A 12,485-nucleotide genomic window follows, 5' to 3' on the forward strand; every position below is an offset into this window, starting at 1 on the left:
ACGGCAGGTACCCCAGTAAGGGCGGGGCGGGCGGCGTCGACGCCGCCCGCCCCGGTGGCTTCCGATGCGGCTCGCAACGGGCCGGGCCGCCCGCTCCGCCGGAACCGCCCGCTGAACCGACCGCCAAACCACACCGCCGGCCGCACAGCCGGTCGATCCCCGGCCCGGCCTTCGAACGGGCCGGCCCGGCCGCCCGCCGGCCCCTGGGGAGGGCCTCAGGATGCCTCAGGATCCGGGCCGGATCTCCGTTATCGACCCGCCCTGGACCACCACTTCGACCCGCTGGCCCAGCAGGCCCGCCAGGTCGATGCCCAGGAAGAGCCCGTTGCCTCCTTGGAGCACCAGGTGGCGCGGGTCGACGGGCAAGGTCACCACCCGGCCGTCATCCAGCCGCAAGTGCAGCTGGACCTTGCCCCCCGCCCGGCCGGCCGCCCGGCTCGAACCGCCGGCGTCGGCTTCGCCCTCGGCACCTGCACCGGCCCCGGCGAAGCCTTCCAGCGAGGCCAGCAGCGCTTCGAGCCCCGGACTCTCCAGCAAGGTCCCCTCAAGGAGCAGGTTCGCCTTGCCGCCCAGCTCCGGCGGCAGGTCCACCGGCTCCGAGGAGCCACCGCCCCCTTCGGCAGCCCGGCCCCCGCCGTGGCCGCCGGCGCTCACCGCCGTGGCGGCCGCCTGCCCCTGGCCCGCCACGGCCGCCGACGCATTGCCGGCCGCCCGCCCGGCGACGTGCCCGCTCCCGGTACCAGCAGCCGCTCCCAGCACCTGTCCAGCCCGGCCGGCAGTCCCCTCCGCCCCACCGGAGCCCGGGGCCAGCACCCTTTCGACCCGCTGCCAGAGGGAGGTCAACCAGCCGCGCACGGCCTGCCAGATCCCGGCCACCGGTCCAGGGCCACCTTGCCCGGCAGCACCCTCTCCGGCGGTCGCGGCCAGGCGCCCCTCCCCTTGGAGCACCCCGCCGGCAAAGGCTGGTGACCCCGAACCGGCGCCTGTCGCCGTAACCTGGGCTTCCCCGCTCCCCTCCGCTGCGGCTTCGACGCCCTGGCTTGTGAAGACGGCGGCCGCTTCGGCCAGCACTTGGGCGCGGGGGGCCACCTGCCCCTGGGTCCCCGCCGCTGTACCGGTTCCCGGCGCAGCCAGCAGGGGCGTCGCCACAAGGGCGCCAGCCAGCACCAGCGCCACCGTCAACAAGATCGAGGATCCCTTCGCCTTCGGCCGGAGACGCATCCGCTGGAACCCACCTCCTGTCTGTCCCTCCCCGGCCCGAATCCCCCGCTGCCCTCGCAACCCACCACCCAGCACCGGCCCCCACCTGCCGCCCCCTCCCCGGATCGCGGCGAGGCCGGGGCCGGTGCCGGCGGCCCGGCCGGAGGATCCCGGCCGGCCGGCCCGCGCCCGCCAGGGCCGCGGGGCCGGTTCTTCCCCCACCCGTGACAGAGTTTCGACTCACTAGAGGTTGTTTTGGGGCTTGTCCGCGGATTGTCGTCAGGAATCACCGCATTTCGCGAAATCTCGCGCCGTATTGAGTGATTTGCCGTTCCCGAGCTGGGGGCGTATGCTACACCCAGGCAAGGCAAGCCCGACCCGGGAGGTGGACCGGTTGGCGACCTTCCAGTATCCCAGCCACCCCAGGCCCTCGTGCCACGCGGTGGTCAGCGACGGCCGGCGGGTCGTCCTGGTCCGGCGGGGCGGCGAGCCCTTCCGCGGGTGGTGGGGGCTGCCCGGCGGTGCGGTGGAGCTGGGCGAGACGGTGGAGGAGGCCCTCCGCCGGGAGGTGCGGGAGGAGACGGGGCTCGAGGTCGAGGTGCAGGGACTGCTGACCTACAAGGATGCGGTCAACCGCGACGAGGCCCAGCGCATCCGCTTCCATTACGTCATCCTGTTCTTCGCAGCCCGTCCCGTGGGCGGCACCCTCCAGGCGGCCGACGACGCCGCGGAGGCGGCCTGGGTGCCGTGGGAGGAGGTCGACCGCTTCCGGCTGGTCCCAGGCACCCGCCAGGTGCTGGCGGCGTGGCGGGCCGCCCAGGAGGCGGGGTTCGCCCGGTAGAACGGGCCCTCACCGCCGGCCGGTGCAGCCCGGGCGCCGCCAGCCCGGCGTCACAGCCCGCGGCCGGCTTCCTTGAGAAGGGCGACCAGGGCGTCGTGAATCCGCCCGTTGGTGGCCACCACCGAGGGCTGCCACACGTCGAAGGCGCCGCCGTCGAGGCGGGTCACGCGACCTCCCGCCTCCCGGACCACCAGGGTCCCCGCCGCCAGGTCCCACGGCCCCAGGCGGAGCTCCCAGAAGCCCGACAGCCGGCCGGCCCCCACGTAGCACAGCGACAGGGCCGCCGAACCGATGGCCCGCACGTTCCGCGCCTCGGCCAGCACGGCCCGGAACAGATCCAGGTTCACCCGCTTGCCCTCCACGGCGTCGTACTGGAAGCCTGTCGCCAGGAGGCTTTGGGCCAGCTCGTCCTCCGCCGACACCCGCAACGGCCTGCCGTTGAGGGCGGCGCCATGCCGGCGCACGGCCACGTAGAGCTCGTCCTGCATGGGGTTGAACACGGCCCCGGCCAGCACCTCATTGCGGTACATCACCGCCACCGAGGTGGCCACGATGGGAAGGCCGTGGATGAAGTTGGTGGTCCCGTCGATGGGGTCGATCAGCCATTCCCACTCCCGCTCCCCCGCGGCCTGGGCCACGGCCCCTTCCCGCGAGCCCGCCTGCCCCGAGAGCACACGGCGGGAGATGTCCTCCTCGCCCACCACCGCGTGCCCCGGGAACTGGCGCTGGATGTAGCGGGCCAGCTCGGCCTCGATGGCCTCATCGGCCTCGGTGACCAGGTCATACCGGGAGGTCTTCGCCCGCACGCCCCGGGCGGCGCCGAAGTGGTGCCGCAACATCTCCCCACCCCGCAGGGCCACGTCGACCACCGCGTTGCGCAACGACTCCGCATCCAGCATGCCGGACCCTCCTGTTCATCCGGACCCCGCGCCCAGTAAGAACCCGCGCCGCCCGGCGCGGGTGACCGGAGGGCGCCCCGCCCGCCGGCCCGGCGCCGGCCCGGCGGGACACACCTACCATTGTTGCAGACTCCCTCGCCCCCTGCCACGGTGGCGGCCAAGGCCCAGTTCCCGCCGGGCGGCTGCCGGAGATCGACCCCCGGCCCGCGGGGCCCTGGCCGGGACCAGGGACCGCCCGGTGCCGGCCCTCAAGGGTCCGGCACCGGCGTCCCGCTTGCGAACCGCGTCCCGCTTGCGGACTGCGTCCCGCCTGCGGGCCCCGTCCCTGCAGACCGCGTCCCGCCTGCGGACGGCGCCCCGCCTGCGGACGGCGTCCTTCCGCCCAAACCGCGGCCCGCCAGCCGCAGGACCTGCTCCCCGGTCTGCAGGCCCTGGCCTGCATCCCCAGGCTCCAGCCGCCCTATCCGGCCACCGCATCCTGCCCTACTGCTTGCGCCCGGCCGGCCGGCGCCGCCGGCCGGCGCAGGATGCCCAGGGCCAGCACCGCCGCGGCCAGCACCAGGAAGGTCGCCGCCAGCGGCCGGGTCACGAAGATGGCCGCCGAGCCGCCCGCCATGGTCAGGGACTGGCGGAAGGACTCCTCCAGCATGGGCTCCAGCACGTTGGCCAGCACCAGGGGCGCCATGGGGAAATCCAGCTTGCGGAGCCCGTAGCCCACCAGGCCGAAGACCATGGCGACCCCCACGTCGAAGAGCGAGTACCGCAGGCTGTAGGCCCCCAGCGCCGAGAGCACCAGGATGGCCGGCCCCAGCAGCGCGAAGGGGATCCGGGCCACCCGCACCCACAGGCCGATGAGGGGCAGGTTCAGCACCAGCAGGATGACGTTGCCCACGTACATGCTGGCGATGATGGTCCAGACCAGGTCGGGGTGCTCCTGGAAGAGCCCCGGCCCGGGGTCCAGGCCGTACATCATGAGCCCGCCGAGCAGAACCGCCGGCACGGGCCCGGACGGCAACCCCAGCGAGAACAGGGGGACGAACCCGCCCGTGGAGGTGGCGTTGTTGGCCGCCTCGGCCGCCGCCACGCCCTCGATGGCACCCCGCCCGAACCGCTCGGGGTGCCGGCTCAGCCGCCGCTCGGCATCGTAGGCCACGAAGGTGGTGACCGAGGGACTGCATCCCGGCAAAAGCCCGAGCAAAAAGCCGATCACGCTGGACCGGAGCATGGCCGGGGTCGCCGCCCGGAGGTCCTGCCGGGTGGGCAAAAGGCCCCGGATCCGCGTCCCGTACAGGTGGGTCACCCGCTCTTCCGCCGCCAGCAGGACCTCGCTGACGGCGAAGAGCCCGATGATCACCGCCACGAAGGGGAAGCCGGCCATGAGGGGCAGCCAGCCGAAGGTCCAGCGGGCCGCTCCCGTCACCGGATCCAGGCCCACCATGGCCACCAGCAGCCCGAGCAAGGCCGCCGCGACGCCCTTCAGCCCGTGCCCGCCCGAGAGGCTGGCCACCAGCGCGCCCGCCAGCACGGTGAGGGTGAAGTACTCGGGCGGCCCGAAGGCCAGCGCCACCTCCGCCAGCGCCGGGGCGAAGAAGGTCAGCCCCACCAGGCTCAGGGTGCCCGCCACGAAGGACGCCAGGGCCGCCATGCCCAGGGCCGGGCCCGCCCGGCCCTGCCGGGCCAGCTGGAACCCGTCCAGGGCCGTGGGCACCGATGAGGCCTCCCCGGGGATGTTGACCACGATGGCCGTGGTCGACCCGCCGTACATGGCGCCGTAGTAGATGGCCGCCATCATCACCAGGGCGGGCCCCGGCGGCAGCACCACCGTCAGCGGCAGCAGCATGGCGATGGCCGAAGTCGGACCGATCCCCGGCAGGACCCCGACCAGGGTCCCCAAAAGGCAACCCACCAGCCCCCAGAGCAGGGTCTGGGGGTCCAGGGCCAGATCGAGCCCGCGGACCAGCCATTCGAAGGATGTCAACGGCCCAGCACCCCCATGGGCAGGGGCACTCCCAACCCCCGGACGAACCCGGCCCACAGGGCCGCCGCCAGCAGCACACCCCAGAGGAGAGCCGCCAGCGGCCGCCGCTCGCCCAGATACCACGTGAGTCCAGAAACCAGCACCGCACTGGCCACGGGGAAGCCCAGCACCGGCAGCGCCACGGTGTAGGCGCCCAGGGCCCCGATGGTCACCAGCAGCCGCACCCTCCCCTCCCGGGCAGCCGCCGCGGGGGAAGCCCTCGCGGGCGAACCCGCCCCCACCGTGGACGAACCCCGGCCCGCCGCTTCCAGGCCGTCCGCCGCCGGATCCTTGGCTATGACATCCGCCCGAGCCCCGGCGGCCGCAGCCGCCGGCGCCCCGGCCGTAGCACCCACCCTCACCCCGGCCGCCGCAGACTGCGGTGCCCCGGGGCAGGGGCCCGCCGCGGCCCTGGGGCCGGCCGGGGTACTGGTGACCGCCGCCGGCATCGCCGCCGCCTGGGCGGGGCCGCGAGCCCCTCCCGCCCGGGAACGGGCCCGGCCTTGAACCGCGGTGACCAGCACCAGCCCCAGGCCGGTAAGCACCAGCCCCAGAGCCACCAGGGACGGCAGCACACCGGGCCCCATCACACCGGCCACCGGTTCCCGGGAAGGTGCGCCGGCCAGAGCCACCAGCCCCAGCAGGGCCAGGACGATCCCCGCCGCCCCATCCCGCTTCATCGCCCGTTCCTCCTTCCCGCCAACGGACCGTGGCCGCCGCCCGGCCCCCGGCCCCGGCCCGCCGGTCCCAGCCTCTCATGGTCCGCCCCGCGGGCGGGTGGCGGAGGGGCGGGGGGGCCGGGGGTCAGGGGCACGGCCACCTTGCCCCCTGCCGGCGACGGCCGCGCTCAGTGCCGGCGATCACCTTGCTCACTGCTGAAGATCCTGGACCAGCGCCTTGTACGTCGCGGTCACCTGTTCGATGTACGCCTTGCTCTCGGCGTGGCCCATGGCCAGGGGCACGAAGCCCTGTTCCTCCATCTGGGCCCGGATGGCGGGGTCGCGGGCGATGGTCAAGAACGCCTTCTCCAGCTCGGCGATCACCTGGGGCGGCGTTCCCGCCGGCACCCCCACGCCCCGGTCGATGCGCTCCACCAGGTCGATGCCCTGCTCCCTGAAGGTGGGTGCACCGGGCAGCCCGGGAAACCGCTCGTCCGCCGCGATGCCCAGCACGCGGATGCGGTCGCGGTACTTCACCAGGTCGTTGGAGTTGGCGAAGACCGCCGCCACGTGGCCGCCCAGGAAGGCCGTGATCTGGGGCGCCGCCCCGCTGAAGGGCACGTAGGTCAGGTCGATCCCGGCCAGCTTCTCCAGCCGCACCGTGGCCACGTGGTGGCCGGAGAAGGTGCCCGATCCCCCTACTGTGATGGCCCCCGGGTTCGCCTTGGCCGCGGCGATGAACTCGTCCAGGGTCCGGTAGGGGCTGGAGGCCGGTACCGCCAGACCCAGTGGGGTCGACTGGAACAGGACCACGGGCTCGATCTGCTCGGTGCGGTAGCCCGTCTGCTGCTGCAGGGGCTGCAGGATGATGTGAGGCAGGTTGATCCCGGCCACCACCGACCCGTCGGGCCGGCTGCGGACCAGCTCGCTCCAGCACAGGGCACCGCCGCCGCCCACCTTGTACTCGATGGCCACCTGGCGTCCCAGCAGCCGCTCCAGGTGAGGCTGCTGGCGCCGCGCCTCGATGTCCGACTGGCCGCCGGGATCGAAGCAGACCAGATAGGTAAGGGGCCCGCGGGCGCCGCCCGCTCCGGCACCGCCCGCGGCCTCACCGCCCGAACCGGCGCCCCCGCCGCCCGGGGACGAACCGGCTGCGGCGGCTCCTCCACCCGGGGCCGCACCGCCCGTTCCGCCGGCAGCGCTGCAGCCCGCCAGGGCCAGGATCAGGCCCAGCACCGCCAGCCCGGCCAGCCTCCGCCACCCCGCACGCCGCCACCGGCGACGGTGCTCTCCTGCCGGAGGGAGCGCCGGTCCCATGGACGCCGGCCCGGCCCCCCAGGCGGGCGGCTGTGTCCGGATCCCGCTTCCCATGGTGCCTTCCTCCCCGCCCGGCGGGGCACCTGTCCGGTGCCATTCGCAGCCGGGGCCCGCAGGCCGGCCCCTGGCCCCTGGGCGACGGGCAGCCCCTAAGGGCCGTCGCGGGCCGGCCGGCCCATCGGGTCACCGGCCCGGATTGCCTGGGCGTTCATCCCGCCGGGCTAGGCGTACTCTATGCCCTCCGGCCCGGCGACGTGAGTGCAGGGGCGCGCGGTCCCGTACCGGGCCATGCTCCAAGGGCCTCAGCGGGCTCAGTGGCGGCTGCGGGCGTAGAGCCTGGGCGTTCGTACCCGCGGAGCGGCCATGGTGGCGGGGGGATCGCTGGCGGGGAAGGTCCCTTCGACCACGTCGTCGTAGTCGAAGCGGAACTCCTCCATGCCCCGCACCAGTTCCGCCGCCACGCCACCCAGGTGGCTGTGCAGTCGCTGCCCGGCCAGCGGATGGAGCTCGCCCTCCTCCGCCTGCCGGTGGCGCTCGAAGGCGGCCGCCAGCTCGGCCACCAGCCGCTGCAGCCCGGGCGCCCCCGCCCTGGCGTCGCCCGTTGTGCCGTCTGCCGCCGCCGCACCACCCGCTGCGACGCCCGCCATCGTGGCGTCACCTGCGGCGCCAGCATCCCCCCCGGGCTGGGTCCCTGCCCACGGCCCGTGAACCTCCGCGGGCACTGCCGGAGCCGGTGTGCCTTCGTCCCCGGGGCCACCGCCCGCCGCGTACCGGCCCCCCGCCCCGGCAGGAGCGGGAGTCGCCAGCCCGCCGGCCGCCATGGCCAGGCGGGCGGCGCCGGGATTGCCATCGGAGGACGGCGGCGATTCCCCCTCCAGCCCTTGCATCCTTTCCAGGGCGTTGCCCAGGCGCTGGGCCAGTTCGTCCAGGCGGCGGTGTTCCGCCACGCGAGATTGCAGGGTCCCGGCCAGGTCGTGGCCGCCGTGGAGGCGCAGGGCGGGATAGAACACCTCCTGTTCCAGCCGGCGGTGGGCGTCCAGCTCATCCAGCAAGCGGGTCACCAGGCCAGGGTCGGGGGCCTGGCGGTCCCCGCGCAGGTCCCCACGGCGGAGGTCGTCCAGCAGGGATGACAGCCGCCGGTGCTGATCACGAAGGATCTCCAGGGCCCGCCGGCCGGTCCCACCACCGGGGCCGGTGCCGGATCCCGTCCCGGGGCCGGCGACGGTGTCTGCGTCCCCGCCGGGACCCGCGGGGATCCCCGTACCGGTTTGCGGGCGGTCCCTGCGGCCTCCGGCGACCTCCCCCATCCTGGAGGCAACCTCCTCCATCCTCTGGTCCACGGTCGTCGCCCCCTCTGCAATGGCCTGCGGCCCTAGTTTGCGCCACCCTGCCGGCGGCTCCCGCGGGGCGCTGGTCGTCGCGACCGGCCGGCTCCCGGCCCGGCGCCCGGTCCGCAGCGTTCCCAGGCGGGCCCCATGGTCCCCCACCGCCAGGCCTGCCGCCTGCCGGCCTCGCAGCCGCCGCTGCGTCCTTCCCGCACCCCGCGGCTCGGCGCCCGTCCCTTCCTGGTCGCTGCCACCGGCCCGCAGCTGCCGCGGCACCCTCCCCGCTCGCCGCCGCGGGCGGCTAGGCACCGGCTGCTGACGGAATGCAACGGAAAGATGAGCCGCGGCTGCGGCCTGGGGCGTGTATCGGGCATGTATGAGCCGCCAGCGTACAGGCCATACTGGAACGTGCCCGGGCACCAGAAGGAGGAAGCAGCTTGGTCGGCAAGATCAGGCCGCGTCGCGTCATCATGCCGTCCGATCTGGTGGGCCAGGCCGGACCCAGCAGGCCGCGATCGGGCCCCGTCATCCATTACCGCCTCGACGACCAGGCCCTGGCGGCGGCCCCACCGGCCGCCGGCACGCCGGCGGACCCGCCCGCGGGGCCCCCGGCGGGCGGCAAGGAACCGGGCAGCCCACGCCCGGCCGGCCATGCCCAGGTGCAGGCGGGGACGGTAGGGACGGCGCAAGCCCGCCACGCCCATCGGGTCCGCCCGGCTGCCGATTCAGGATTCCATGCTGCGGGAGGAGGAGGACGCATGCAGGAACCCGTGACCCACACCGGTACGCCCCCTTATGCCGCGCCCGGTGGTCACCCGGCGACGGCGGTGGCCGCCGGCTCGATGCCCGGCGGCGCCCAGGGAGCCGGCTCGCCCGGCCCGGCCGGGGCCGCTCCCGGGCGGGTCGACTTCCACCGGTTGAGCCCGCAGGAGCAACGCCAGGCTTTGCTGGAACTGGTGCGGGACGGCCGCAACGACGAGGAAATCGGTGAGATGTTCGGCCTGAGCCAGTGGCAGGTGCGCAACCTGCGCTACCGCCTGGGGATCAAGAAGGACCGGGGTGGCAACGTTCACCTGGAACCCATCCGGATGCGGGGGGTGGAGCCGTCCGACCCGGTCGTCCCCTTCGAAGCCGGGGAAGGCCGGCCGCGGCTGGCCCTCACCCTGGAGGGGGAGTTCACCGGCACGACCCTGGCCAGTTATCTGGAGGGGATCACCAGCTTCGTGGGCGCAGCGGGCGAGCGGCCCTTCCGGGTGAGGTGCTTCGTCTGCGAGGCCGGCGAGGACCAGGACGACCACCGCTAGGATCCGCGGCCCGCCAGAAGCCGTGGCCCGCTAGGATCCGCGGCCCGCGGCAACCGGCCCGCCTGCGCCGCCGCCGCGGCCGTTGCCTGAAGAACCGGCCAGCAGCAGCGCAGCAGCTGTCACCCGACAGCGCGCCGCCGCCTGGCGGCCTGACCCGTACGCCGGCTGGCGGCGGGCCTGGGGTGGAACCGGCCGGCCCGGCACCCTCCGGGGTGACCGGGCCGGCCGTCCTTTGCCGTCCTTATTCCCGGGATGAACGGCGGCCGGCACCGTCCGCCTCGCCGGCCGGCCGCCGGCCGGGCTCGACCTCCGCTGCCGCCTCCAGGGACGCGCCCCCTGCCCGCCCCCGGCCCTCCGGGCAGTCGGGCCGCAAGGCGCAAGCCTGGCACCGCGGGTTGCGAGCATGGCAGATTCGCCGCCCGTGCCAGATCAGCCAGTGGTGGGCCCGGGACCACTCGGCTTCAGGAAACTTCTCCATGAGCTCCTGCTCGACCCGCTCGGGGGTGGTCCCCGTGGCCAGCCCCAGCCGCCGGGCCACCCGGAAGACGTGGGTGTCGACGGCGATGGCGGGGATCCCGAAGGCGTTGCTCAGCACCACGTTGGCCGTCTTGCGGCCGACACCGGGCAGTTGCATCAGCTCTTCCCGCGTCCGGGGCACCTGGCCGCCGTGCCGCTCGACCAGGATGCGGCAGGCCGCCAGCAGGTTGCGGGCCTTGTTCCGCCACAGGCCGATGGTGCGGATCATGGCCCCCAGCTCGTCTTCGCTGAGCTCCAGCATCGCCTCGGGGGTGGGGCAACGGGCAAAGAGGGCCGGGGTCACCTGGTTGACCGCGGCGTCGGTGGTCTGGGCCGAGAGGATGGTCGCCACCAGGAGCTCAAAGGGCGTGCTCCAGTTCAGGGCCGTGGTCGCCTGAGGGTACATGCGGGCCAGGGTGGCGCGGATCCGGGCGATGCGGCCCGCCTCGGCCGCTGCGGCATCCCCGTCCTCGGGCCCGGCCTCGGGCGCGGTCGCCAGCACCTCACGGGCCGGATCCGGGGCCCGGACACCGGCGGTCGCCGGCCGGACCGGTCCGGCAGTGGCCTGGGCCGGTGCCTTTTTACCGACGGGTCCACCCTGCGTCTCCGGTGCCGCGGCCGTGCCATGGGCAGGGCGTCGCGGGCTCGCCACGGGGCGGGCCGGTTCGTCCCGCCGGCGCCGTCCTTTCCTGCCGCTCGGATCCTGCGGGCCTGAGCGGCGGGGCGAAGCAGAGGAAGGGTTCACGGGCTTTCACCGCTGCCTAGCCTACCATGGCGCCGCGGGCGGCGGTAGCCGTCACCCGAAACGTCGTGGCCGGTTCCGGCGGCCGGCCCGCCTGGAGCGGCGGTCCCGGTCTCACCCGTCCAGAGGCGGGGGCCGGTTGCCCGAGGCCTCGGGGACGGCCCGCCCGGCGGCAGGTCTTGCATCCCGCCCGCGGGTGTTGTACGTCTTCGCACCTCTCCCGGCGACGTGGCGAACCGGGCCGCGAGATTCCGGGCCGGCACGTTCAGGCGCCGCCACCACGCCACCGGTGGCCGCCAGGGGGTGCCCAGCTGGCCCTTGCGCCGGGTCCCGCTCAGCCCAGCTGCGCCACCAGCGCCTCCGCCAGCCGCCGGGCCGCCTCGCCCGGGGCGGCCGCCAGCTGCGGCTGGGGGCACCAGAGGGGCTCGCCCGGCGCCCAGACCGGTTCCGGCCCGTCCCGGTGGGGCAGCCGGTACCGGGGGACGAACCCGGCCGGGGGCTCAGCGAAGGTCCGGAGCTGCATCCCGCTGGCACCCACCTGCAAGAGCCATCCCCGGGGGCCCCCCACCGCCGGCTGAAGGGGGCCTTCCGGTGCGGGCCCGAGCGCCGGTGCGGTCCCGGCCGCCGGCACGGGCCGCCCAGCCGGGGGGCGCCGGCCCGCCAGGCCGCGGCCACCGGCCGGCTTGCCATCCCCATGGCCGGCCCCACCCCCCTCCGCCGCCAGCTCCTCCAGCCACCGGCGGAGGAGCGCCTCCACCCGGGCCGGGGCGATGAAGAACAGGGGCAGGGGATCCTCCGGGTCGTTGGGAGCCGTGAGGCTGGCGGTGGCTACCCGCACCGCCCCCTCCCGCGCCCCGCCGGCTCCCGGCGGAAGCGGCACCGGGGCGGCCAGCAGGTGCAGCCAGGCGTCGAAGCCCCCGGGCGGGCGGATCCCCTGCCGCCGGTCCGCCAGGGCGGTCCGGGCTGCGGCCAGGGCGGGTTCGTCCACCTCGGGAGCGGGATTCGGGTGCTCTGGGGTCACGGTGGTCCCTCCTTGGGCCGGCGAGCGCCCTGGCGAGCCGCCTGGCGAACCGGCGGGCCAACCGGCGCGGGTGACCGGAAACCGCGGCCTCGACCGCCGGGGCCAGCCGCGCAGGCTGGGTCTCGCCGGCGGGCCACCCGGCGCGGGCCAACGCCCGCTTGGCTCTGGCCGGGCAGGTCCCTCCTCGGGCTCGCCGGGTACCTGGCGCGCCCTCTCAATGGCATTGTACCGGGAACCCAGCGCCCTCGCGGCCGGCGGGACGGATGGTGGAGCATGCGGCCGGCCTGAGGCCGAGCCACCATCAGGCCCCGGGCCCGGCCGGACGAACCGGCCGCCCGCGCTGCCGCATGGCCCGGGGATGCCCCGTGGCCCGCGGCACGAGGTCAAACCGCAGGGCAACCCGCAGCGGCACTTGAGGGGCCAAGGGCCGCCTCCCCTGCACCCTGCGGGCCGGTAGGCCCGCCTGGCCACGGCGGCAGCGACTCGCGCGGCCCGGCGGCCGTTCTTCCCCTGCGCGGTGGCAAGGCTTGAGGGGAGAAGCTAACCACGGTCCACGGCGAACGGGCGCCTTCCTTGCGGCGCCGCACCGGGGCTTCAGGGTTGGGGCAAGGCTTCCGGGGCCCTGGGCCCTGAGGCCCTGAGGT

Annotated in this window: 10 protein-coding genes; 2 read left to right on the forward strand and 8 right to left on the reverse strand. The window is 75.3% G+C overall.

Annotated elements, in window-relative coordinates; genetic code table 11:
* Positions 1–225 precede the first annotated feature (225 nt).
* Positions 226–1,185, reverse strand: coding sequence for a hypothetical protein (locus tag ACZ5T9_RS10015; protein ID WP_464832909.1), 960 nt, complete (start codon positions 1,183–1,185; stop codon positions 226–228).
* Positions 1,186–1,585: 400 nt separating this feature from the next.
* Here ACZ5T9_RS10015 and ACZ5T9_RS10020 point away from each other — a divergent pair, with 400 nt between their 5' ends.
* Positions 1,586–2,041 carry an NUDIX hydrolase gene (locus ACZ5T9_RS10020; protein WP_278199612.1) on the forward strand — a complete coding sequence of 152 codons (456 nt, stop codon included), beginning with the start codon at positions 1,586–1,588 and terminating at the stop codon, positions 2,039–2,041.
* Positions 2,042–2,091: 50 nt separating this feature from the next.
* On the opposite strand, the gene ACZ5T9_RS10025 is transcribed toward ACZ5T9_RS10020, so the two are convergent.
* The 5 genes from ACZ5T9_RS10025 to ACZ5T9_RS10045 form a co-directional block, all read right to left on the reverse strand.
* On the reverse strand, positions 2,092–2,940 hold the full coding sequence (locus ACZ5T9_RS10025; protein WP_464832910.1) for an inositol monophosphatase family protein: 849 nt from the start codon (positions 2,938–2,940) through the stop codon (positions 2,092–2,094).
* Positions 2,941–3,400: 460 nt separating this feature from the next.
* Positions 3,401–4,918: a tripartite tricarboxylate transporter permease gene (locus ACZ5T9_RS10030; protein ID WP_464832911.1), complete on the reverse strand. Its 1,518-nt coding sequence runs from the start codon at positions 4,916–4,918 to the stop codon at positions 3,401–3,403.
* Complete coding sequence (locus tag ACZ5T9_RS10035; RefSeq protein WP_464832912.1) at positions 4,915–5,637, reverse strand: tripartite tricarboxylate transporter TctB family protein; 723 nt, start codon at positions 5,635–5,637, stop codon at positions 4,915–4,917. The genes ACZ5T9_RS10030 and ACZ5T9_RS10035 overlap by 4 nt, the downstream gene beginning before the upstream one ends.
* 189 nt (positions 5,638–5,826) lie before the next feature.
* A complete protein-coding gene (locus tag ACZ5T9_RS10040; protein ID WP_464832913.1) occupies positions 5,827–6,987 on the reverse strand; it encodes a tripartite tricarboxylate transporter substrate binding protein in 1,161 nt (386 codons plus the stop codon).
* A 257-nt stretch (positions 6,988–7,244) separates the two neighbouring features.
* Complete coding sequence (locus ACZ5T9_RS10045; RefSeq protein ID WP_464832914.1) at positions 7,245–8,240, reverse strand: hemerythrin domain-containing protein; 996 nt, start codon at positions 8,238–8,240, stop codon at positions 7,245–7,247.
* Positions 8,241–8,695: 455 nt separating this feature from the next.
* Here ACZ5T9_RS10045 and ACZ5T9_RS10050 point away from each other — a divergent pair, with 455 nt between their 5' ends.
* Positions 8,696–9,562, forward strand: a complete 867-nt coding sequence (locus ACZ5T9_RS10050; protein ID WP_464832915.1) for a helix-turn-helix transcriptional regulator — start codon at positions 8,696–8,698, stop codon at positions 9,560–9,562.
* 241 nt (positions 9,563–9,803) lie between these two features.
* Here ACZ5T9_RS10050 and nth read toward each other — a convergent pair whose 3' ends face one another.
* Positions 9,804–10,484 carry an endonuclease III gene (gene nth / locus ACZ5T9_RS10055; RefSeq protein WP_464834435.1) on the reverse strand — a complete coding sequence of 227 codons (681 nt, stop codon included), beginning with the start codon at positions 10,482–10,484 and terminating at the stop codon, positions 9,804–9,806.
* A 670-nt stretch (positions 10,485–11,154) separates the two neighbouring features.
* On the reverse strand, positions 11,155–11,841 hold the full coding sequence (locus ACZ5T9_RS10060) for a hypothetical protein (RefSeq protein ID WP_464832917.1): 687 nt from the start codon (positions 11,839–11,841) through the stop codon (positions 11,155–11,157).
* Positions 11,842–12,485: the final 644 nt, after the last annotated feature.

This window comes from Thermaerobacter nagasakiensis, from assembly GCF_055396825.1.